Source organism: Rhodanobacter sp. Soil_C_14 (assembly GCF_057657335.1).
This window is the reverse complement of the sequence record NZ_JBDGIQ010000009.1, coordinates 49,152-70,127: the sequence shown is the minus strand read 5'-3', so window position 1 is coordinate 70,127 and position 20,976 is coordinate 49,152. Positions and strand designations below refer to the sequence as shown.

The following is a 20,976-nucleotide window of genomic DNA, read 5'->3' as shown; positions in this document are numbered from 1 at the left end:
CCATGACGGTTCTGGTGATCGGCGCCAGCAGCCAGATCGGCCGATTCCTGCTGCCACGACTGATCGCCAGTGGCGAGCCGGTGGTCGCCCTGAGCCGGCATCCGCTACCCGCATCCGCTGGCGTCACCTGGTTGCATGGCTGGCTGCCCGACCGGCCACCGAGCCTGCCGCCGCTGTCGGCGATCATCAGCTTCGGACCACTGACGGGCCTGGCCGACTGGCTGGCGCATGCCGACGTGGTCGACGCCCCGAGGGTGATTGCCACCAGTTCGATGAGCGCCGAGAGCAAGCGCGACTCGCTGGTGTCCGGCGAGCGCGACATCTCGCGCCAGTTGCGCGAAAGCGAAGCGCAACTGGCGGCTGCGTGCGAGCGTCACGGCAGCGCGTGGACCGTGCTGCGTCCCACCCTGGTCTACGGCGCCGGGCTGGACAAGAGCCTCACTCCGCTGGTGCGCCGGGCGATGCGCCTGCGCGTCTTTCCGCTGCCTTGCGGCCGCGGCCTGCGCCAGCCGGTGCATGCGGAAGACATCGCCCTGGCCGCGCTGGCGGCGCTGGAATGTCCGGCATCGGCCGGGCGCGTGCTGCAGATCGGCGGCGGTGAACGTCTGTCCGCGACCGAGATGTTCGCGCGGGTGCGCCGCAGCCTGCCGGTCGCCACCATGCCCCTGCCGCTGCCCCCGTGGCTGCTGCGCGCGGGGAAGCTGGCGCTGCCACGCCTGCGCGGCGCGCTGGATCGACTGGACAGCGACCTGGTCGCCGACAACGGCGAACTGCAGCGCCTGCTCGGCGTCCACCCGCGATCGTTCCGCCCCGAACCCGCAACGTGGCAACCGCTTCCGTAGCGCAGGCACGGTCGGCCCACGCGTGACCCTCGGCGCTCCCCGAATCCCCAATCGCCCGCATTTCGCCCCAAAACCGCCCGCCACGTTCATATGCCCGCCGGGTGGCAGGCCCTATCATCGAACCACTTGATTGCCGGAATTCCCCACGTTGGCCTTTCTGACCCGCATTCGCCTGTTCGCCCGACGCTGCTGGCCGTGGCTGCGCATCCCGTTCTGGATCGGCATGGGTTTGCTGGTGGGCTTCGTGCTGCCGTACACCCTGGTGTTGAACAAGCGTGTCCAGGATCGCTTCAACGAACTGGTCTTCGCGGTGCCGACCCGCGTCTACGCCCGTCCGCTGCCACTGGCCGCCGGTGCGCCGATGACGTCTTCCGCGCTGGAGCTGGAGCTCACCTTCGCCGGCTACAGCCATGACGGCAAGGGCCAGGTCGCCGGCAGCTGGCAGAAGGAAGGCCTGCGCTACACGATTTCCTCGCGCGGCTACGCCGGCCCGGATGGCGGCGAACTGCCCAAGCGCATCCGCGTCAGCCTGGGTGGCGGCTCGATCAGGTCCGTGCAGGACGCGGCCAGCGGCAAGGCGATCGAACTGGCCCACCTGGACCCGGCGCGCATCGCCACGCTGTACGGCGCCAGCCAGGAAGAGCGCCGCTTCGTGCGCCTGGCCGACGTGCCGCCGCTGCTGGTCAGCGGCCTGCAGGCGGTCGAGGATCGCGACTTCAACCATCACATCGGCATCGACTTCAGCGCGATCGCGCGGGCGGCGTTCGCCAACCTGCGCGCCGGGCACACCGTGCAGGGCGGCTCCACGCTGACCCAGCAGCTGGTGCGCAACCTGTTCCTCAGCCGCGACCAGAACTTCACCCGCAAGATCAACGAAGCGCTGATGTCGCTGCTGCTGGAAGCGCATTACAGCAAGGGGCGGATTCTCGAGGCCTACGTCAACGACGTCTTCCTGGGCCAGCAGGGCAGCCAGGCCGTGCACGGCTTCGCGGCCGCGTCGGAGTTCTACTTCGGCCGGCGTCTCGAAGACCTGCGCCCGCAGGAGATCGCCTTGCTGGTCGGCATGGTCAAGGGCCCGAGCTTCTACGATCCGCGCCGCTCGCCGCAGCGCGCGCTGACCCGCCGTAACCTGGTGCTGAAGGAATTCTTCGAGACCAACCTGATCACCGCGGCCCAGCTCAACGCGGCCCAGGCCGCGCCGCTGGACATCGTCAGCAACGGCCAGTTGCCGCACAACCGCTTCCCGGCCTTCATGGACCTGGTGCGCAAGCAGATCACCGCCGACTTCGACGAGGACGCGCTGCGCGAAGGCAACCTGTCGATCTTCACCACGCTCGATCCGGCGGCGCAACTCTATACCGAGCAGGCGATCACCAGCACGCTCAAGGGCCTGGGCAAGCGTGGCGACGGCGTGCAGGCGGCGGCGGTGGTGACCAATGCGCACAGCGGCAGCGTGCTGGCCGTGGTCGGCAGCAAGATCCCCGGTGATCCGGGTTTCAACCGGGCACTCGATGCGCGCCGGCCGATCGGCTCGACGATCAAGCCCTTCGTCTACCTGGTGGCGCTGACCCAGCCCGAGCGCTGGAACCTGGCCAGCCTGGTGGACGACAGCCCGGTCAGCATGCGCCAGCCCGACGGCAGCATGTGGACACCGCAGAACGACGACCATCGCAGCCATGACCCGCTGATCATGGTCGACGCGCTGGCGCACTCGTGGAACCTGGCCACGATCCACCTGGGCATGGACGTGGGCCTGCCGCGCATCCAGGCGTTCCTGAAGTCGTTCGGCATCGGCGACATCAATCCCAGCCCGTCGCTGCTGATCGGCGCGCTGGACCTGGCACCGCTGCAACTGACCCAGCTCTACCAGTACCTCGCCGCCGACGGCCACGCGCTACCGCTGGTGGCGGTGCGCGGCGTGCTCGACGGCAATGGCCGCACGATCAAGCGCTACCAGGTGCAGGGTGGCGCGGGCGAGTACCAGGAAGCCGTGCGGCTGACCACCTGGGCGATGCAGCAGGTGGCCGAATACGGCACCGCCAGCGCGCTGGGCAATTCCGCGCTGGCTTCGCTGCATGCCGCGGGCAAGACCGGCACCAGCAACGACATGCGCGACAGCTGGTTCGCCGGCTTCACCGGCGAGCACCTGGCGGTGTTCTGGATGGGCCGCGACGACAACAAGCCGACCACCCTGTTCGGCGCCAGCGGCGGCCTGCGCGCGTGGCGCGACCTGTTCGCCAAGTTGCCCACGCGACCGCTGTCGGCGGCGCCAGGCACCGGCCTGGAGATGGCCTGGCTCAACCCCGCCACCGGCAAACGCACCGAACCGCAATGCGAAGGTGCCCAGCAGGTGCCGGTGATCGCCGGCACCGTGTCGGCCGATACCGAAGGCTGCTTCTGGCAGAACCTGTTCGGCAGCGGCGACAACCCGCCGCCTGCAGAAGGGCCTGTCGCGGCGCCCGCCATACCGAATGGAAACTGATCATGCTGTTCTGTGCCAGACATCTGCTGCTGTCCCTGCTTGCCGCCGGCCTGCTCGCCGGCTGCGGCATGTTCGCCACCACGCCACCCGCGCCGGCGCAGGCGCCGCTGCCGAGCTACGACCAGGTGGCGGCGATCCGCGCGGCGGGCGCCCGCGAGAAGTCGATCATCGACGTCAATCCGCTGCGCGACCCCGGTGTCGGCGCGCTGCAGGACGCCGCGAAGCAGGATGAGCAGACGGGCAAGTACGGTGATGCCGCCGGCAAGCTCGACCAGGCCCTGAAACTGAGTCCCGATTCGCCGGAACTGCTGCAGGAACGCGCTGAAGTGGCCGTGCGACTGAAGGATTTCGGCACCGCCGAGCGGCTTGCGCATCGCTCGTGGACCCTGGGTCCGCGGCTGGGCCCGCTGTGCGCACGCAACTGGCAAACCATCGTCGAAATGCGCCTGCAGGCCCGCGACCAGGCCGGTGCCGCCACCGCCCGCAAGTGGGTGGGCCAGTGCCACAAGGCCGGCGTGCCGCGGTACTGAGTCAGCCGACGGGATCGCTCGCGTTTTCGCGCGCACCCGGGCAAGCGAACGTGCGCGCATGGCACGCGCGAACCACGGGCAGGTCGCGGTGCCGCGGCAAGCTTATTGGCAATGCGCCTCGGCCAGCCGCAATCGCGACCCGGAGCGAGTGGTCGCGTAACTCACGCTGCAACGTTTCATGCCGCGGGGCACCGGCTTCGCAATGAACAGCGTGGTGCCGGCATAGAAGCACGCGACCCAGAGCGGCTCGTCGGTCGACGGGGAGAACGTCCAGACGTCCCGCGATTTTCCGCCGCCCTCCATGGTGCTGTCCGGTGCCAGCGACACCTGCTCCGACGGCGGCCCCGAATAGAATCCGATGCGATCGAGCGAACGGGTTCCAGTCGGCGTCACCACCTGCCAATCGCCCGGCGGACTGGCTGCGCTCGTGACAGCCAGCGTCGCCGGACAGTTGATCGGCTGCATCGCGGCGCATCCTGTCGACAGGGCAAGCAGGAGAGCACCGAAAGAGCAGGTCCGCATGGCTTCCTTCCTCTACGCGAACATGTGGATCGGTTCGGCGACTCAGAACAGCGCCGTCAGCACCAGCACGATGCCGACGATGCTCACTGCCCAGACCACCGTGCGCAGGTAGGGGATGCCGGCGGCGTACACCGGCAGGTAGACCAGTCGGCTCCAGAAATACAGCTGGGCACCGAGCGCGATCGTGCCGTCGTGGCGCTGCAGGACCAGGGCGAGCAGCACGACCACCGCGAACAGCGGGAAGGTTTCCAGGAAATTGTGGCTGGCGCGGCACAGCCGCGCGGGGATGCCGGTCAGCGCCTTCGGTTCACCGTCGCGGGCGCTGGCGGCCCAGCCCAGGCCGCGCTGGCTCACCGAGCCGGTGGCGGCCAGTGCGATCTGCACCAGGCCAAGCACCACGCTCCACAACAGCATGCAAAGTTCGGTCGTCATGCGGCACATCTCCCGGGGGCGGTGCCCGCATGGTGAACGATAGTCGCGGGCGCGGCCAGTGACGCCGATGCGGCTCAGGCCACCTTCCGAAGTCGACTGGCCGGCAGCAGCTGTTGCACCCGTTCCAGCGGAATGCGGTCGCCGGCGTCACGGCCGTAGTACGCCTCGACGATGCGGCCGTGCTCGTCGATCACGAAGTCGGCCGGCATCAGGTTGCTGGTGTTGAGCCCGGCCAGTCCGACCAGACGCATCCCCCTCAGCAGGGTCGGTACGCGCGTCACGATCGCCTTCAGCTTGCGCCACAGCGAGCGCTCGATGCCGTAGATCTCGTGCGCGCGCGAAGTCGGGTCGGCGGCCAGCGGGAACGGCCGCGGCCGATGTCCGGCGAAGCGCAGCACGTCCGCCTGCGAGGCGCTGAACACCGCCACGATGTCCAGTCCGCGCGCGGCCAGCGCCGCGTGTTCGCTGGTCAGTTCGTAGATGCGGAAGTTGCAGAACGGGCAGGCCGCGTCGCGGAAAAACGAGAGCAGGGTCAGTCGCCCCGCGCGATGGATCGCGATCGGACGGCCGTGGATGTCGACCAGGTCAAGCGCGGGTGCGGCGGCGGGTGCGAACAGTCTCACGAGGATTCTCCCTGGGTTCGGTGTCAGGCAAGTTGATGCAGCGGAGCGCGCCAAGGTTCCGCCCCGGGTTTTGTGGCGCGTGGCCGCTCCGCCATACTTGTCGGATGACTGCCCTCGACGATACCGAGTCCGACGACATCGACGCCCTGCTCGGTGCCGAGGGCCCGTTCGCCCGCGAGCTGCCGAACTTCGCGCCGCGGCTGGCCCAGCAGGTGATGGCGCGTGCCGTGCAGCAGGCGATCGCGGGGCGCGACACGCTGGTCGCCGAGGCCGGCACCGGCACCGGCAAGACCTACGCCTACCTGGTGCCGGCGCTGCTGTCGGGCGAGCGGGTGATCATCTCCACCGGCACCAAGGCGCTGCAGGACCAACTGTATTTCCGCGACCTGCCCAAGGTGCGCTCGGTGCTGGACGCACGGCTGAAGACGGCCTTGCTGAAGGGGCGCGCGAATTACCTGTGCCTGTACCGGCTCGACCAGACCGTGCGCGAGGGTGCCACCTTCGAACGCGCCCAGGCCGCCCAGCTCGCCACGATCCGCGCCTGGTCCGCGCGCACCCGCCGTGGCGATCGCATGGAACTGGCCGAGGTGCCGGAGGAATCGCCGCTGTGGCCACGGGTGACCTCGACCTCGGAGAACTGCCTGGGCGTGGAGTGCCCGTTCTACGAGGACTGCCACGTGTTCAAGGCACGCCGCGAGGCGATGGAGGCGGACGTGGTGGTGGTCAACCATCACCTGCTGTTTGCCGACCTCGCGCTGAAGCAGGAGGGCTTCGGCGAGATCCTGCCCGGCGCGGCGGCCTTCATCCTCGACGAGGCGCACCAGATTCCCGAACTGGCCGGCCAGTTCTTCTCGCAAAGCCTCAGCGCGCGTCAGCTCACCGACATGGCGCAGGACGCGCTGACCGAATGCAGCGGCGTCACCGGCGCGATCGGCCTGTTGCTGGAACCGGTCGAGGCGCTGCAGGACGCGCTGCGCAAACTGCGCCTGGCAATGGACCCGCTGCCATCGCGTGGCACCTTCGCGCTGCTGGAGGATCGCGCCGACGTGCGCACCGCGCTGCATGACCTGGGCGAACTGCTGGCCACGCTGGCCGAGCTGTTGTCGTCGCAGGCCGAGCGCTCGCGCGGCTTCGCCAACCTGCACGAACGCGCCGCGCTGTTCAGCGAGCGGCTGGAGCGCATCGTCGAACGGCACGGCGACCAGGACGTGCGCTGGTATGAAACCTTCCCGCGCGGCTTTGCGTTGTATGCCACGCCGCTGGACCTGGCCGCGCCGATGCGCGGCCTGCGCGAGCGCACCCAGGCGGCATGGATCCACACCTCGGCCACCTTGTCGGTGGCCGGCAACTTCGACCACTTCGCGCGCCAGCTCGGCCTGGACGAGCCGCAGACGCTGAGCCTGGAAAGCCCGTTCGACTACGCGCACCAGGCGCTGTGCTACCTGCCTTCGGGCCTGCCGGATCCCAACGCGCGCGATTACACCGAGCAGGTGATCGACGCCGTGCTGCCGGTGCTGCACGCCTCCAACGGCCGCGCCTTCCTGCTGTTCACCTCGCACCGCGCGCTGCGCCGCGCCGCCGAGTTGCTGCAGGACAAGGTGCCGTGGCCGCTGTTCGTGCAGGGCACCGCGCCGCGTCCCCGATTGCTGGAGGAATTCCGCGCCAGCGGCCACGGCGTGCTGCTGGGCGCGGCCAGTTTCTGGGAAGGCGTCGACGTGGTCGGCGAAGCGCTCAGCGTGGTGGTGATCGACAAGCTGCCGTTCGCCGCGCCCGACGATCCGGTGCTGATGGCCCGCCTTGCCGCGCTCGAACAATCCGGCATCAACCCGTTCATGGGCTGGCAGGTGCCCAGCGCGGTGATCGCGCTGAAGCAGGGCGCCGGCCGACTGATCCGCAGCGTGCACGACCGCGGCGTGCTGGTACTGTGCGACCCGCGCCTCACCGGCAAGGGCTACGGCAAGCTGTTCCTCGCCAGCGTGCCGCCGATGCCGCGCACCCGCGAGCTGGCGGACGTGCAGGCGTTCTTCGATGAGGTGACCGTCGCTTCGAAGGCCGGCATGTAGCAACGCGGCTTGTGCGCGATGCCGATCGTGCCCTCCCGCGAGAGCATCGCGCAAGAAAGCATCGGTGCTGGCGGATACCGCCAGGGTTTGTCCGAATCGTGGGTATTCGACCTGCGGGTGAGGGGCGTCGCCATGTGCTGAAAAAAGTCGTCGACCTCGACTGACACCTTCGCTCTAATCCGAAGCGAGGGTCCGTCGCACCATCGGCATGATCCGTCGGCTCACTGGCACGATTTCTCCCGTGGAGATGCGCAGGTGACCGACCCCGGAAGGTTGCCGACGGAGCGACTCGACGAAGGCGGTGTTGACGATATGCGAGCGATGCACGCGCAGGAAAGCGGACGGCAACTCCACTTCCATCTCGTTCAGGCTGCCATTGTGCAGTCGCTTGCTGCCGTCGGTGAAGTTGAGTTCGACATAATCTCCCGCTCCGCTGCAATGGGTGATCTGCTCGGTTGAAACGAGCTCGATGCGGCCAGTGTCGACAATCCTGATTTTCGGCGACGGTTGCTGCTGCGGGGTTCGGGCCTGATCCAGGGCGGCTTCGAGCTGCCGCGCGTGACTGGCCAGCGCAATCCCCAGCCTTTGCTCACGGGCGAGCACGGCGGCCTGCTGTGCGAACAGAAACAGCAGCAGCGCCGCGACCAGGTAAAAGAAGATGGCATCGAGAAACCTTCCGCCAAAGAGGAAGCTGAGCGCGCCGAACAAGACCAGCGCAGCACAGTACGCGGCGGCCCCCGGCTTGCGCTTCCACCACCAGAATGCGGTGCCCAACGCGCAAGACAGGACCGGGCACAGCATCGCGAACATGGCTTTGCCGTCGTAGGGGCTGGTGATCACCACCACGCCCAAGGTCGCCAGCATGACCACCGTGACCGACAGCCACGGATGCGGCGGTTGAAACCTGCGAATGACATGGGCGGTCAGGCACAGCCCGAACCCGAGCGAGCACAGGACGATCACGACCAGCCGCAGATCGTGGAACGGATAGCGATAAGCCACCAAACCGCGTGAAACCTCGGCCAGCAGCTGTCCTGCGGCGAACAGCGAGATCAGGCAGAGCAGGAACGCTCCTGCACGATCGCCCCCGCGAAACGTTCCGACGCCGAAGTACAGCGCCCCCAGCAGAAAGATGCCGAAGGTACTCAGCGAAGGCCAGTAGAACCGCAGGATTTGATCCGTCGGGTCCGCGTAAGTGCCGATCATCAACGCGTGCATCGGCGAGTCCAGGTGCAGGAATCCCGAATGCCCCGATACGTGCAGGACGACGTCATTGGCACCGTCGTGGAGCAGGCCCGGCGGAATCGGGATGACCGCGTCCATCCGGCCTGGCGTCTCGCTGCGTGGATCGATGCCCGGTTGGCCGTTGCTGCCGATCCGACGGCCATTCAACCACGCGGTGCTGGCAGCCTTCCCGGAAACAAACAGCCCCAGCGGGGATGACTGTTCCAACATGCTGCGGGGAACGGCAATGGTTGCCCGGAGCCAGAGCGTGGCGTGTTGGGGGTCGACCGCCAGGAAGCTGCCTGTCCGGCAGCCATCGCCGGCAAAATCCGGCGGCACGGTTTCGCCTTCCTGCGCCGGACAAGTGATGACGTTGTCCACGTCGATCCACTGCATCGATTGCGCCGACACCGATCCGAACGGCAACCAGGGCAGACACAGGCAAAGAAGGAATGTGAGGCGGGAAATGGTCGACATACCGTTGGGCGAATATACCGTGCCGGCGCCGTGCCGGCAGCTGCCGCTCACCGAATCGACACCACCGTTGGCAGATCGGCCATCGGTGGAGACACCCGTCCCGCTTATGGTGGCTCCATTCCGATCAACGACCTGGAGTCTTTCCCATGACGCACGCAGCCGTAAAGCGCACTCCCTTGAAACGGGCACTCATCGCCGCCGCTTGCCTGTGCCTGTTCAGCGCAGCCAATGCGGCCACGCCCAAAGCCACCGCGCAGACATTCGTGTTCAAGAGCGTCGACGGGCAGACCACCGAGGCGATCCATGGATCGTTCCAGGTGCCCGAGAACCGCTCCGATCCACACAGCCGCATGCTGACCCTGCGTTATGTCCGCTTTCCGGCCACCACCAACAAGCCCGGCGCCCCGATCGTCTATCTGGCCGGTGGCCCGGGCGGCTCAGGCATCGAGACCGCGAAACACCGGCGCTTTCCGTTGTTCATGGCCATGCGCCAGTTCGGCGACGTGATTGCCCTGGACCAGCGCGGTACCGGTGCATCCGACGACACGCCGGTGTGCGAGCCTTCGAAGACGCCTCCGGAATCCGAAGCCCTCACGGACCAGGCCTTTGCCGCCGCCTACCGCGCCGCTGCCGTCGAATGCGCAGCATTCTGGAAAGCCAGGGGCATCGACCTGCGCGGCTACAACACCAACGAGAGTGTCCGCGATCTGGATGCGCTGCGCCGCCACCTGGGGGCCGAGAAGATCACGCTCTGGGGCATCTCCTACGGTACCCATCTGGCGCTGGCGGCGCTCAAGCAGATGAGTCCTCGTCTGGATCGGGTCGTGATCGCGAGCGCCGAAGGACTCGATCAGACGGTCAAGTTGCCGGCGCGTACCGATGCCTATTTCGATCGCCTGCAGGCCGCGGTGGGCACCAACCCCGAGGCAAGGGCGGCCTATCCCGACATCAAGGCGCTGATCGCGCGCGTGCATGGTGCGCTGCAATCCAGGCCGGTCATGCTGCATCTGAAGGACGCCAACGGGCGAAACACCGATGTGCTGCTGCAGCGGCGCACCTTGCAGATGATCGAGGCGGGCGCGATCTCCGACCCTGAAGGCGCGCTGCAGATGCTGGCCGTCTATCGCGCCGCCGACGTTGGCGACTACCAGCCGATCGCGGGCATCGTGCAAAAATACTTTTCGCCCGGTGCGCCACTGAAAATTCAGGCGATGCCGCTGGCCATGGACGTGGCCTCCGGCATCGACGACAGGCGCCTGGCGCTGGTCGAGCGGCAGGCCAGCACCGCGCTGCTCGGCGACCTCCTCAACTTCCCGATGCCGCAACTCAGCGGCGTGTTTCCGCAACTGGACCTCGGCGACGCGTTCCGCAAGGCTCCGGTCAGCCACGTGCCGACCCTGCTGCTCAGCGGAACCCTGGATGGACGCACCTATCCCGAAAGCCATCGCGAAGCCACCGCTGGCCTGGACCACTTGCAGACGATCACGGTCGTCAATGCCGGCCACAACCTGTTCATGACGACACCCGAGGTCACGGCGGCCATCGAGCGTTTCATGCGCGGCGAACCGGCGGCATCAACACGGATCGTCGCCCCCCTGCCGGCCTTTGCGCCTGCACCACCAGCGCCACCAGCGCCGCCCAAGGCGTAAGTGATGATCCGTTCGAAGCAGGTCAGGGTGGAGCTTCCGGCAACGCACCGAGCCGGGCCTGACAGGCGCAGACACACGCAGCAAGCTGGGTCGGACGTTTAGCCCGGGCCTCGTCAATCGGGACCCGATCCTGCCGGAGGCTGCAGCCTGTCGTGCGGGGGGGTGCCATCGCCAGGCTGGCGTCTTTCAGGACATCGGTCGTGCCGTAAAGTGCGCACTGTTCCGCGTTTTGGTATGGGTTACGATTCGTCAGGACAACAAACGCAGCGAGACAGCGCCATGGCCAAGGTCACCGGACTCGGCGGCATCTTCTTCAAGTCGCGCGATCCCGCGGCGCTCACCGCGTGGTACGCGAAGCATCTCGGCCTCGATGCCGAGGCATGGGGCGGCGCGCGCTTCGTCGAAGACGAACAGCGTCCGGGCTACACGCTGTGGTCGCCGTTCGCGGCCGACACCGAATACTTCGGCCCCGGCCCGCAAGCGTGCATGATCAACTTCCGCGTCGACGACCTCGACACGCTGCTGGCGCAATTGCGTGCCGCCGGCGTCGCGGTGGACGAGCGCGTCGAGCAGAGCGAGTTCGGCAGCTTCGGCTGGATCACCGATCCCGAAGGCACCCGCGTCGAGCTGTGGCAGCCGCCCCGGTAACCGTTCGTTCCTGTCGCAGCGGAACCATGCCATGAGCCCGACATCGCGCCGTGGGCGCGAGCGGATCAGCCATCCGGCGGAACCCGAGCTGGTCACGGCCCCCGGGTTGCTGCCCGTGCTGGAAGCCCTGCGTCGGCGCGAGCCGATCTTCCACCGGCCCGAATTCGGCAGCAGCCGCGCCGACTTCGAACGCATGGTCGAGGCGGATTTTTGGGAAGTCGGCGCCTCCGGCCAACGCTACAGCCGTGCCCACGTCCTCGACGTCCTCGAACACCGCACTCCCGATCCCGCCGGGCACAGCTGGACAACCCGCGACTTCCACTGCCGCGAGCTCGGCCCCGATACCTACCTGCTCACCTACACCCTGGAACAGGGCGAACGCGTGAGCCGTCGCAGCACGATCTGGCGGCGCCGGGCGGATGACTGGGTGATCCTGTTTCACCAGGGAACGCTGGTGGCCGTATGCTGAGCCGGCAACCCTGCCTGCTGCAAACGCGAGGCCGGTCTTCGGTTGCCCCAGGTTTCCCGTCCAGGTTAAGGAGTTGCTGTCGATGATCCGCAAACCCCACGTTGCATGGCTGTTCCTGACCATTCTCGCCCTGGGTCCGGTGATGGCGTCCGCGTACGATGCCGACCCCGAGAGCAAGGCGACCTCCACCGCCACGGTGGACACCGGCGTGCTGGACGGCGCGCCGTACCGGGTGGACATCCCCACGCACTGGAATGGCGACCTGGTCATGCAACTGCACGGCTTCGAGCCGATCGGCACGCCGCGCCCCACGCCGAAACCGCTGGGCGACGAGGCGTCACCGTTTCTCGCGGCCGGCTACGCGCTGGCGCAGAGCAGCTATGCCTCGCAGGGCTGGGCGGTGGATGACGCGCTGCGCGACAACGAACGCCTGCGTGCCTGGTTCGTGCAGCGGCACGGCCAGCCCCGGCATACCTACGTCGTGGGTTTCTCGATGGGTGGCTATGTCGTGCTGACCAGCCTGGAGCATCACGGCCAGCACTACGACGGCGGGCTGTCGCTGTGCGGTGCCAACGTGCCCGGCACGCGCGTGTTCGACGACATCCTGACCTCCGTGGTCGCGTTCGACTACTTCTTTCCCCGCACGACCGGCTTGCCGCCGGGCGGCCTCGCCGATCCCGCCGCACCCGCGCTGGGCCAGATGGAAGTGATGCATGCGGTGGACACGGCGCTGAAGACCGACGAACACGCCGCGCAGCTGCTCGCCACGCACCTGCACGTATCGCGCGAACGCCTGGCCGGCGCCATCGGCGTGCATTACCTGGTGCTGCACCAGATGCAGCAACGCGCGAAGGGCATGCCGGTCGACAATCGTGCGACGGTGTATGCCGGCTTCGGCGACGATGCGGCATTCAATCGGGGCGTGCACCGCTACACCGGCGACCCGCAGGCGATGCGCTACCTGGCCGCGGCCACCTCGCTCAGCGGCGAGATCCACAAGCCGCTGGTGCTGCAGTACAACCACGACGACTTCCTCATCCCCGCGCGCTACCAGTCGGTGTATCCGGCCATGGTGCAGTCCGCGCACGGCCGCGCGCCGACCGTGCTGCCGTCGGTCGGCGAAGGCCATTGCGGCTTTGCGCCGGAGCAGATCATGCAGGCATTCCAGACCCTGACCCGCGAGGTCAGCGAAGGACACTGACCCATCGGATGGAAGGCGACCTCGCACGGGCGAGCGGAGGCGGAGAGGGTGGTCTGCGGCCATCGTGGGAAGGCTGTCTTCCAGCCCACTGGATCGGAGCACCGCCGGTGAGCCGCGGGGGCGGTGCCGAACGGGTGGTTGAGCCGGCTTGATTCGGCGGAACCGTTAGTTTCAGGGAACGGATGACCCATCCGTTTGTGCTCAGCCCGGTCGATAGATCAGTGCCACCACCCCGCCCGGATAGCTCTTCGAGCTGACCAGTTTGAGTGGCCTCGGCGCGGGCAGGTCGGAGAAGATCGCCAGGCCCTGGCCCAACATGATCGGATGGACCATCAATGCGTACTCATCGACCAGGTTCCGGGCGATGAGGCTGCGCGCGAAGCTGGCGCCGCCGTGGGCGAGGATCGGCTTGCCGTCTTCGGCCTTCAGCCGGCTGATTTCATCGGACAGGTCGCCGCTGGCCACGCGGGCCTGGGCCCAGCTTTGCGCGCCAGGTTGAAGCTGCCCTGTCTGGCCATCGCCCGCCTCGTCCAGTGCATTCCCGAGTTGTCGGGTCGAGGTGGCCGTTTTCAGGATCGCCGGCCCCTGTCCGGAAAACACCGCCTTCGGGATCTGGTTCATCGGCGGCGCGAATGCCATGGTCGACGTGGGCCAGTAGGGCGCCATCGCCTGGAAGGAGCGCGATTTCGACTCACCGTCGCCGTTCAGCTGTGGCGAATGAACGCCCGCACCTCCACGGGTGCGCGACAGGCGACGACGGCCCGGGACCCCCACGCCAGCGCTTCATCCATGTCGGCGGCTTCCAGTATCCAGAAACCGCCCACGTGTTCCTTGGCCTCGATATACGGTCCATCGGTGACGATCACCTTGCCAGTGGGTTGCCTGCGCAGCGATTTCGCCTTGCTGTTCGACTCCAGGCCGCCGGCGAAGAACCTGGCGCCTGCGGCCTTCATCTCTTCATTGAGCATGCCGATGTCGCGGATCATCGCTTCGTCCTCGGTGGACGGGTCGTAGTTTTCAGGGTGATGAATGGCAACCAGGTATTGCGGCATGTTGTTCTCCCAAGGGCCAGCCCGGACGGCCTGATCGCCGGTCCATGTCACTGCGACGAACGGGTGTAGCCGAATTCGACACCTTCGCCAGAAACCATGAGTGCTGGCATGCAGCGAACAATTTCCGGGCGCCGGAACACGACGGGAGAAGTTTTTGAAACCAGCTTCGACCAGTTGAATCCGCCACCCGGAGCGGGCGTTCCAAAATGGGCTCTGCCCCGGGTTCTACCCGGCCGCTGCCCGTTCTGGCGGAGCTCAAGCCACCGCGATCTCGACCGTCACGTGCACCAGTTCGTCGTGGATGGCCAGTTGCCGGCGGACTTCCTCGGCACTGATGGCCGTGGTGGCGACCAATCCGAGGATGCAGGCGTAGCTGTCGCGGCCGACTCGCCAGACATGCAGGTCGCTGACGGCCGCCGTGGCGAACTGCTCCCGCACCACGTCGCGAATTTCCTCGACCACCGGCTGGTCCATCTCGGCGTCCAGCAGGATCTTGCCGGACTCGCGCAACAGGCCGAACGCCCAGCGCGCCACCAGGATCGAGCCCACGATGCCCATCACCGGGTCGAGCCAGGCCGCGCCATAAAGCTTGCCGCCGACCAGCGCGACGATGGCCAGCACGGAGGTGGCCGTGTCCGCGATGACATGCAGGTAGGCCGCGCGCAGGTTCACGTCGTGATGGTGGTGGCCATCATGTCCGTGGTCGTGGCCATGCCCGTGATCGTGGCCGTGCCCATGGTGGTGTTCCCCTTTCAGCAGCCATGCGCAGAGCAGGTTGACGCCCAGGCCGAGTATCGCGATCAGGATCGCGTCGTCATAGTGGATCACGGCGGGCACGAACAGCCTCTGCAGCGACTGGATCATCATCAGCGCGGCAACGACGGCCAGCAGCAGGGCGCTGCTGAAACCGCCGAGTATTTCGATCTTCCAGGTGCCGAAGGCGAAGCGGCGGTCCTTCGCGTAGCGTCGTGCCAGCACATAGGCCATCACCGAAAGACCCATCGCCAGCGCATGCGAACTCATGTGCCAGCCATCGGCCAGCAAGGCCATCGAGTTCAGCCAGTAACCGCCGATGATCTCGACCACCATCATCGCCGCCGTGATGTACACCACGCGTCGGGTGTTGCGCTCCGCCTTCGCGTCCACGTGGTTGAACTGGTGGCTGTGGGTGTACGGGGCGATATCGGGGGCAGGCATGAGGCGTTCTCGGGTCATATACTCCCCCGTAGTATATGACCGGAACACCATCGCCATGTCCCACGTGCAGGAAAACCGCAGGAAACTGGTCGCCCGGGTTCGCCGCATCAGCGGCCAGATGGCTTCGCTGGAACGCGCCATCGAAGGCGATGAGGATTGCGGCGCCGTATTGCAGCAACTGGCCGCCGTGCGCGGCGCGGTCAATGGCCTGATGCTGCAGGTGATGGAAGGGCACCTGCGCTCCCACGTGGTCGAGGCCGGCAACGTCAAGCAGCAGGACGAACTGCTGCCGGTGCTTGCGGTGCTGAAGAGCTACCTCAAGTAGCGGCGCCGTCGAACGCCCCCGCTTCCTTCAGTGCGGTGCCGGCCGGTTCCTGCGCACCCGTCGCGCCACCGGTACCAGCGCGAGCAAGGACACGATCGCGAAGCCCGCGCCGGCGAGGAAGGTGGCGCGCGAACCGAACGCGTCCCACAGCCCGCCGGCCACCACGCTGGCCGCCAGCAGGGCCAGTCCGCTGACCAGGTTGAACATGCCGTACGCCGTGCCGCGCAGGTCGGTCGGCGCGGCGTCGGCGACCATCGCTGCCAGCAAACCCTGGGTCATGCCCATGTGCAGTCCCCACAACGCCACGCCCAGCGCCAGTCCGGCCAGTCCGCCGACGAAGGCCAGTGCCAGGTCCGACAACACCAGCACCAACACGCCCAGCGCGAGCAGGCTGCCGTGGTCGAAGCGATCGGCCAGCACGCCGACCGGATAGGACGACAGCGCATACACCACGTTCAACACCACCAGCACCAACGGAATCAGCACCAGTCCCAGCCCCAATTCCTGCGCGCGCAGCACCAGGAAGGCCTCGCTGAAACGGGCCAGGGTGAACACCGCGGCGATCACCACCACGCCCCAGTACAGCGGCGGCAGGCGCGCCAGCTCGACGCGCGACAGCGGCGAGCGCACCCGCCTGCTTTCCCGGTCGCCCGGCGCGTCGTGCACGCCGAACAGCACCAGCGCGAACGCGGCAAAGCCAGGCACCACCGCGAACCAGAACACCAGCGGAATGTTGTCGGCGGTCAGCCACATCAACGCGATCGCCAGCGCGGGGCCGAGGAATGCGCCGGTGGTGTCCAGCGACTGGCGCAGACCGAACGAGGCGCCGCGCAATTCGGCCGGCGCCAGGTCGGCGATCAGCGCGTCGCGCGGCGCGCCGCGGATACCCTTGCCGACGCGGTCCACAAAGCGTGCGCCGACCACCCAGCCGAGCGTGCCCGCCAGCGGAAAGACCGGCTTGGTGAACGCGGCCAGGCCGTAGCCGATCGCCACCAGCAGCTTGCGCCGCGCCAGCCAGTCCGACAGCGCGCCGGAGAACACCTTGGTGATCGCCGCGGTGGATTCGGCGATGCCCTCGATCACGCCGACCGCCAGCGCCGACGCGCCGAGCGTACCGACCAGGTACACCGGCAGCAGCGCGTGGATCATCTCCGAGGAGGTGTCCATCAGCATCGAGACCATGCCCAGCGCCCAGATGCCGGGCGGAATCCGGCGCAACACGGAAGGCGCTTTCACCGTGGCGCTGCGGGGTGTTTTCGGGGACTGGCTCATCGTGGGGCCTATCGGAAGATGACCCGGACGCCGGTTTTGCCGAGCCACTGACCTGGCTTGACGGCGCACAGGCTGGCGATGATCCGGTCAGGGAATTGCTCCATGCGGGTATTCAGGCGGGTGACGGCGTCGTTGTAGAACTCGCGACGATCAGCGATGGCGTTTTCCAGCCCGGTAATGCGCGCCTGGAGATTGCGGAACATGTCGTTCGCCTTCAGGCCCGGATAATTTTCGGCAACGGCGAACAGATGATCCAGGCCAAGACGAAGCTGTTCTTCGGCCGGGCCGAACCCGCTCAGGTTGGCGGTTTCCCGCGCAGAGGATACGGCGGCTCGCGCGGTGACGACGTTCGTGATGGTCTCCCGCTCGTAGGCCATGTATCCCTTGCAGACCTCCACCAGGTTGGGCAACTCGTCATGCCGCTGCAGGATGAGCACGTCGATGTTCGCCCAGGCCTTGGATACCCCGGTTCTCAGTTGCACGAGGCTGTTGTAGACGGTGATGACGTAGATGGCGGCGAAGGCGGCGAGCGCCAGCAATCCGTAACCGTTGATGCTCATGGTGTGTCCCGGAATCCCCAGCGGCAGATCATAGCGGATGCCCCCAAGCCGTCACCGCGGGCATCACGAGCCAGGTGCGATGCTGCCCATGGTTTTCCTGTCGTCGTGGTGCGCGCATTCAGTGATGGCGGGACAGCACCCACAACAACGCCACGCAGGAGAACACGAACAGCGCGAACGAAACCTTGCCGGACGATGTGCCCAGCGGAGCGTCGGCCTCGATAGGGTAGGGTGAAAGGACGAAAGGCCGGCCATCGGAAGGTTTGACGACCATGTTCACCTCGGGCGTCACCACCGCCGGTTTGGCCACGGCGCGGGTCTTCGCCTCCACCGCGGCGGCGTCGCGTGCCTTGTTCCATTCGTCCGTATCGATCGCGCCGTCGTGGTCGGAGTCAAAGCGTTGCAGCAGCTGTGTCTGGTCGCGCTTCCATTCCACCAGAACCTCGAACGCATCCGCCGGAGCGCGCGTCAGGCCACTCTGCGCGGCGTAGGTGGTGAATTCTCCCGTCACGAACAGCGTGTCGTTGTCGTTCATGCGACTTTCGGTGTAGCGGTAACGACCGCTCTTCGCGTTCGTCATGGGCGGATGGTCAGGGCAGAAGTCATCGCTGCACCAGGTGTCGCTTGGCCACTGGATGACTTCCGCGCCAACCGGATTGATCATCACCTGGCCGGTGCCGTCGTCGAGCAGGATGAAATCCGGACTGGTGGCTTGCCGCAGCGTGGTCCACTCGCTTTCCTGACTACCGCGACTGCGCGTGTGCTCCTCGATGCGGTAGTGCCACCAGGTGCAAGGCTTGCCCGTGAGCGGCCCGGTCAGTCGATGGTTGGGCGCGCTCTTCTGCCGACCTTCAAGCTTCACGTACCCCTGCGCGGCCGAGCGGCATTTGGATGTCGGAATGCCAGTGACGGCATGAGAGCGCTTCACGGCACTGCGCCAGAACAACAGGCTTGCCAGTGCAGTCACCGCCCAGAACATCGCGAAAAGCAGCTTCATCCCGTGGTCCATATCTGTCGCCTTGCCCTGCCGTGGGTGCGTCCAATCATTATCCCGAGAAAGAACGGGGCGGAGGAAGCCCGTTGTGTGAGGCTTGCACACAACACGTCAGCGATGACGAGCAAGTCGTCATTCGCGAGCGCGTTACAGAACGCACGTTTGGAAGCACGCGCTTTCAGGTCACGTCGAAGCTATTGGGCGCCTCGCGAGCTGGCGTCGATCCGACGGGGAACTCCCACTGAATTCAGAGCAAGAGCTTTCGTCTGCCTACGGCAGCCGAGCCACCTCTCTCTGTGTGGCCAGAGAAACGTGGCCCAAAGAGAGGCCACCCCACTTCCGCGCCTTGCGGACATCGGGCAACTGCTCCTGCGTTGCCTCAACTCGGGCATCCATGCCGATGCCCGCTACGCGGCCTGTCGACCCCGCCTCACGGACTTGCCGGACAGGAGTCCGGCAAGCGCCAAGTGGGGTGTCGTTTTCTCTTGGGTACTTCTATTTTGGACAAGCAAAAGAGAAGTACCTCGCCCTCCGAAGGAGGACGAAAGCTCTTCGCTCCAAATGCTTCGGGTTGAACGAAACACGCGGGTACAAGCGTTGCCCGCCAGGGTTTGATGGGCATGAGTGACACGTGGGGAAAGCCGGCGGGCAGTGCCCGCCCTACGACAGGGCCAGAGCATCGCGCACAGGGTGCGCTCCTGCAGGTGCGGGCTACGCAAGAGAAGCGCGATCATCGCGCCACATCCCATCCCGGCACCGCAAACCCCTCCACCAGAAAATCCACCAGCCTGCGCGTCTTGATGGGCAGGTGCTTGCGCGACGGATACACCGCGTGGATGCCGAGCGTCATCGCGCGGTACGTCGGTATCAGTTCGACCAGATCGCCGCGGCGCAAGTCGTCGGCGACGATGAAATCCGGTTGCAGGATGATGCCCTGATGGTCGAGCGCGGCCGCGCGGCAGGTGTCGCCGTTGTTGGCGTGGATGCGTGCATGGATGCGCACCACGACCGGGCTGTCGTCGGGCGCGGTGAAAGTCCATTCGTCGCGGCCTGCGAAGTAGCTGTAGGAGATGACTTGGTGCTGCGCCAGTTCGGCGGGGTGCGTGGGCGTGCCGTGCTGCGCCAGGTAGGTCGGTGATGCGCAGGCGATCATGCGGGTGGTGGCGAGTTGGCGGCTGACCAGTTGCGAGTTGGGCAGGTTGGTGATGCGCACGGCCAGGTCGTAGCCCTCTTCGACGAGGTCGACGACGCGATCGCTGAGGTCGATGTCCAGCGACACTTTTGGATACAGCTGCGCGAAGCGTCCCCACAACGGGGCGAGGTGCAGGACGCCGAAAGTGAGTGGCGCATTGATGCGCAGCATGCCGCTGGGTTCGCCGCTGCGCGAGCTGATTTCCGATTCCGCTTCCTCGATCGCGGCCAGCATGTCTTTTGCGCGGGCGTAGAAGAGCTGGCCGTCGTCGGTCAGCGACAGCCGCCGCGTGGTCCGGTGCAGCAGGCGCGTGCCGAGGCGCTGTTCGAGTTCGCCGACATGCCGCGATACCGCCGCCTTGGACAACCCAATCGCGTCCGCCGCGCCGACGAAGCTGCCGGCCTCGACCACCGCCACGAAGCTGGCCATTTCCTGGAATTTATCCACGACGCCTCCTTTTGTCTCGAATTTCGAGACCGAAAGTCAATGCAAAGCTAGTTTATCGGTGATTCGCTGGTCAATAGAGTACGTTCCATGCCCGGACGTCCCGGGTCCCTGACGGAGACTTCCATGAACATCACCCTGATCGGCACCGGCAACATGGGTTCGGCGCTTGCCAAGCAACTCACCCGCGCCGGCCACGCCGTGCGCATCACCGCCCGCGACTTGGCCAAGGCCCACGCGCTCGCCGCCGCGAATCCCGGTGCCGTGGCCGCGGCTGCCGCCGATGCGCTGGCCGGTTCGGACGTCGTCATCGTCGCCACCGGTTACGCCGATGCGGTGCCGGCGCTGCGCTCGCTGGGTTCGCTGGCCGGCAAGGTCGTCATCGACATCACCAATCCGCTGACCGCCGACTACATGGGGCTGACCCTCGGCTACGACACCTCGGCCGCCGAGGAGATCGCCAAGGCCTTGCCCGAAGCCGAGGTGGTCAAGGCGTTCAACACGCTGTTCGCGCAGGTGCTGGCCGACGGCCCGAAGTTTGCCGATGGCCAGGTGGCTCCGGCGTTCTTTGCCGGCGACAGCGAACGCGCGAAGCAGACCGCGAAGGCGTTGATCGAAAGCCTTGGTTTCACGCCGGTCGATGCCGGCCCGCTGAAGAACGCGCGCTACCTCGAACCGCTGGCCGGACTGAACATCTATCTCGGCTACGGCGCCGGTCTTGGCACGTCGATCGCGCCGACCTGGATCAGCAAGGCCTGATGCGTCCGCGTCATCCCCT

At 66.8% G+C, this 20,976-nt stretch carries 21 protein-coding genes; 10 read left to right on the top strand and 11 right to left on the bottom strand.

Annotation, left to right across the window (positions count from 1 at the left end; translation table 11 throughout):
* The first annotated feature begins 2 nt into the window (after positions 1-2).
* The 3 genes from AC3A56_RS17085 to AC3A56_RS17075 all read left to right on the top strand — a co-directional run bounded on the left by AC3A56_RS17085 (position 3) and on the right by AC3A56_RS17075 (position 3,854).
* Positions 3-842 (top strand): SDR family oxidoreductase, encoded by an 840-nt coding sequence (locus AC3A56_RS17085; protein WP_056714763.1) that lies wholly within the window; start codon positions 3-5, stop codon positions 840-842.
* Positions 843-990: 148 nt separating this feature from the next.
* Positions 991-3,324 (top strand): penicillin-binding protein 1B, encoded by a 2,334-nt coding sequence (gene mrcB / locus AC3A56_RS17080; RefSeq protein ID WP_487771152.1) that lies wholly within the window; start codon positions 991-993, stop codon positions 3,322-3,324.
* A gap of 2 nt (positions 3,325-3,326) precedes the next feature.
* Positions 3,327-3,854 carry a tetratricopeptide repeat protein gene (locus tag AC3A56_RS17075; RefSeq protein WP_487771151.1) on the top strand — a complete coding sequence of 176 codons (528 nt, stop codon included), beginning with the start codon at positions 3,327-3,329 and terminating at the stop codon, positions 3,852-3,854.
* A gap of 102 nt (positions 3,855-3,956) precedes the next feature.
* Here AC3A56_RS17075 and AC3A56_RS17070 read toward each other — a convergent pair whose 3' ends face one another.
* The 3 genes from AC3A56_RS17070 to AC3A56_RS17060 form a co-directional block, all read right to left on the bottom strand.
* Positions 3,957-4,376 (bottom strand): STY0301 family protein, encoded by a 420-nt coding sequence (locus AC3A56_RS17070; RefSeq protein ID WP_487771150.1) that lies wholly within the window; start codon positions 4,374-4,376, stop codon positions 3,957-3,959.
* 42 nt (positions 4,377-4,418) lie between these two features.
* On the bottom strand, positions 4,419-4,808 hold the full coding sequence (locus AC3A56_RS17065; RefSeq protein ID WP_487771149.1) for an MAPEG family protein: 390 nt from the start codon (positions 4,806-4,808) through the stop codon (positions 4,419-4,421).
* A 74-nt stretch (positions 4,809-4,882) separates the two neighbouring features.
* The gene (locus AC3A56_RS17060) at positions 4,883-5,431 is read right to left on the bottom strand and encodes a redoxin domain-containing protein (protein ID WP_487771148.1); all 549 of its coding nucleotides are present in this window, start codon (positions 5,429-5,431) and stop codon (positions 4,883-4,885) included.
* A 104-nt stretch (positions 5,432-5,535) separates the two neighbouring features.
* Between AC3A56_RS17060 and yoaA the strand changes: the two genes are divergently transcribed.
* Entirely contained in the window at positions 5,536-7,494 is a 1,959-nt protein-coding gene (gene yoaA, locus AC3A56_RS17055) for a DNA repair helicase YoaA (RefSeq protein WP_487771147.1), read from the top strand.
* Positions 7,495-7,668: 174 nt separating this feature from the next.
* Here yoaA and AC3A56_RS17050 read toward each other — a convergent pair whose 3' ends face one another.
* Entirely contained in the window at positions 7,669-9,114 is a 1,446-nt protein-coding gene (locus AC3A56_RS17050) for a LytTR family DNA-binding domain-containing protein (protein WP_487771146.1), read from the bottom strand.
* A gap of 227 nt (positions 9,115-9,341) precedes the next feature.
* Here AC3A56_RS17050 and AC3A56_RS17045 point away from each other — a divergent pair, with 227 nt between their 5' ends.
* From AC3A56_RS17045 to AC3A56_RS17030, 4 genes are all read left to right on the top strand, one after another.
* The gene (locus AC3A56_RS17045; RefSeq protein WP_487771145.1) at positions 9,342-10,844 is read left to right on the top strand and encodes an alpha/beta fold hydrolase; all 1,503 of its coding nucleotides are present in this window, start codon (positions 9,342-9,344) and stop codon (positions 10,842-10,844) included.
* Positions 10,845-11,123: 279 nt separating this feature from the next.
* Positions 11,124-11,492, top strand: a complete 369-nt coding sequence (locus tag AC3A56_RS17040) for a VOC family protein (protein ID WP_487771144.1) — start codon at positions 11,124-11,126, stop codon at positions 11,490-11,492.
* Between the two features lie 31 nt (positions 11,493-11,523).
* A complete protein-coding gene (locus AC3A56_RS17035) occupies positions 11,524-11,961 on the top strand; it encodes a nuclear transport factor 2 family protein (RefSeq protein ID WP_487771143.1) in 438 nt (145 codons plus the stop codon).
* Between the two features lie 82 nt (positions 11,962-12,043).
* Positions 12,044-13,162 carry an alpha/beta hydrolase family protein gene (locus AC3A56_RS17030; protein ID WP_487771142.1) on the top strand — a complete coding sequence of 373 codons (1,119 nt, stop codon included), beginning with the start codon at positions 12,044-12,046 and terminating at the stop codon, positions 13,160-13,162.
* 201 nt (positions 13,163-13,363) lie between these two features.
* Here AC3A56_RS17030 and AC3A56_RS17025 read toward each other — a convergent pair whose 3' ends face one another.
* The 3 genes from AC3A56_RS17025 to dmeF all read right to left on the bottom strand — a co-directional run bounded on the left by AC3A56_RS17025 (position 13,364) and on the right by dmeF (position 15,411).
* Positions 13,364-13,828 (bottom strand): dihydrofolate reductase family protein, encoded by a 465-nt coding sequence (locus AC3A56_RS17025; protein ID WP_487771141.1) that lies wholly within the window; start codon positions 13,826-13,828, stop codon positions 13,364-13,366.
* A gap of 38 nt (positions 13,829-13,866) precedes the next feature.
* A complete protein-coding gene (locus AC3A56_RS17020) occupies positions 13,867-14,265 on the bottom strand; it encodes a YciI family protein (RefSeq protein WP_487771140.1) in 399 nt (132 codons plus the stop codon).
* A gap of 204 nt (positions 14,266-14,469) precedes the next feature.
* Entirely contained in the window at positions 14,470-15,411 is a 942-nt protein-coding gene (gene dmeF, locus AC3A56_RS17015; protein WP_487771139.1) for a CDF family Co(II)/Ni(II) efflux transporter DmeF, read from the bottom strand.
* Between the two features lie 55 nt (positions 15,412-15,466).
* On the opposite strand from dmeF, the gene AC3A56_RS17010 reads away from it, so the two are divergent.
* Positions 15,467-15,736, top strand: coding sequence for a metal/formaldehyde-sensitive transcriptional repressor (locus AC3A56_RS17010; RefSeq protein ID WP_487771138.1), 270 nt, complete (start codon positions 15,467-15,469; stop codon positions 15,734-15,736).
* Positions 15,737-15,763: 27 nt separating this feature from the next.
* Here AC3A56_RS17010 and AC3A56_RS17005 read toward each other — a convergent pair whose 3' ends face one another.
* The 4 genes from AC3A56_RS17005 to AC3A56_RS16990 all read right to left on the bottom strand — a co-directional run bounded on the left by AC3A56_RS17005 (position 15,764) and on the right by AC3A56_RS16990 (position 20,201).
* Complete coding sequence (locus AC3A56_RS17005) at positions 15,764-16,972, bottom strand: MFS transporter (RefSeq protein WP_487771137.1); 1,209 nt, start codon at positions 16,970-16,972, stop codon at positions 15,764-15,766.
* Positions 16,973-17,016: 44 nt separating this feature from the next.
* A complete protein-coding gene (locus AC3A56_RS17000; protein ID WP_056714753.1) occupies positions 17,017-17,568 on the bottom strand; it encodes a LemA family protein in 552 nt (183 codons plus the stop codon).
* Positions 17,569-17,686: 118 nt separating this feature from the next.
* The gene (locus tag AC3A56_RS16995; RefSeq protein WP_487771136.1) at positions 17,687-18,565 is read right to left on the bottom strand and encodes a hypothetical protein; all 879 of its coding nucleotides are present in this window, start codon (positions 18,563-18,565) and stop codon (positions 17,687-17,689) included.
* A gap of 727 nt (positions 18,566-19,292) precedes the next feature.
* The gene (locus AC3A56_RS16990) at positions 19,293-20,201 is read right to left on the bottom strand and encodes a LysR family transcriptional regulator (RefSeq protein ID WP_487771135.1); all 909 of its coding nucleotides are present in this window, start codon (positions 20,199-20,201) and stop codon (positions 19,293-19,295) included.
* A gap of 123 nt (positions 20,202-20,324) precedes the next feature.
* On the opposite strand from AC3A56_RS16990, the gene AC3A56_RS16985 reads away from it, so the two are divergent.
* Positions 20,325-20,957 (top strand): NADPH-dependent F420 reductase, encoded by a 633-nt coding sequence (locus AC3A56_RS16985; protein ID WP_487771134.1) that lies wholly within the window; start codon positions 20,325-20,327, stop codon positions 20,955-20,957.
* The last annotated feature ends 19 nt before the right edge of the window (positions 20,958-20,976 follow it).

Bases quoted from the DNA above. Each gene is read 5' to 3' on its own strand.
- AC3A56_RS17085 (WP_056714763.1), top strand. From the start codon at position 3: ATGACGGTTCTGGTGATCGGCGCCAGCAGCCAGATCGGCCGATTCCTG.
- AC3A56_RS17075 (WP_487771151.1), top strand. From the start codon at position 3,327: ATGCTGTTCTGTGCCAGACATCTGCTGCTGTCCCTGCTTGCCGCCGGC.
- AC3A56_RS17070 (WP_487771150.1), bottom strand. From the start codon at position 4,376: ATGCGGACCTGCTCTTTCGGTGCTCTCCTGCTTGCCCTGTCGACAGGA.
- AC3A56_RS17065 (WP_487771149.1), bottom strand. From the start codon at position 4,808: ATGACGACCGAACTTTGCATGCTGTTGTGGAGCGTGGTGCTTGGCCTG.
- yoaA (WP_487771147.1), top strand. From the start codon at position 5,536: ATGACTGCCCTCGACGATACCGAGTCCGACGACATCGACGCCCTGCTC.
- AC3A56_RS17050 (WP_487771146.1), bottom strand. From the start codon at position 9,114: ATGCAGTGGATCGACGTGGACAACGTCATCACTTGTCCGGCGCAGGAA.
- AC3A56_RS17045 (WP_487771145.1), top strand. From the start codon at position 9,342: ATGACGCACGCAGCCGTAAAGCGCACTCCCTTGAAACGGGCACTCATC.
- AC3A56_RS17040 (WP_487771144.1), top strand. From the start codon at position 11,124: ATGGCCAAGGTCACCGGACTCGGCGGCATCTTCTTCAAGTCGCGCGAT.
- AC3A56_RS17035 (WP_487771143.1), top strand. From the start codon at position 11,524: ATGAGCCCGACATCGCGCCGTGGGCGCGAGCGGATCAGCCATCCGGCG.
- AC3A56_RS17030 (WP_487771142.1), top strand. From the start codon at position 12,044: ATGATCCGCAAACCCCACGTTGCATGGCTGTTCCTGACCATTCTCGCC.
- AC3A56_RS17025 (WP_487771141.1), bottom strand. From the start codon at position 13,828: ATGGCGCCCTACTGGCCCACGTCGACCATGGCATTCGCGCCGCCGATG.
- dmeF (WP_487771139.1), bottom strand. From the start codon at position 15,411: ATGCCTGCCCCCGATATCGCCCCGTACACCCACAGCCACCAGTTCAAC.
- AC3A56_RS17010 (WP_487771138.1), top strand. From the start codon at position 15,467: ATGTCCCACGTGCAGGAAAACCGCAGGAAACTGGTCGCCCGGGTTCGC.
- AC3A56_RS17000 (WP_056714753.1), bottom strand. From the start codon at position 17,568: ATGAGCATCAACGGTTACGGATTGCTGGCGCTCGCCGCCTTCGCCGCC.
- AC3A56_RS16995 (WP_487771136.1), bottom strand. From the start codon at position 18,565: ATGAAGCTGCTTTTCGCGATGTTCTGGGCGGTGACTGCACTGGCAAGC.
- AC3A56_RS16985 (WP_487771134.1), top strand. From the start codon at position 20,325: ATGAACATCACCCTGATCGGCACCGGCAACATGGGTTCGGCGCTTGCC.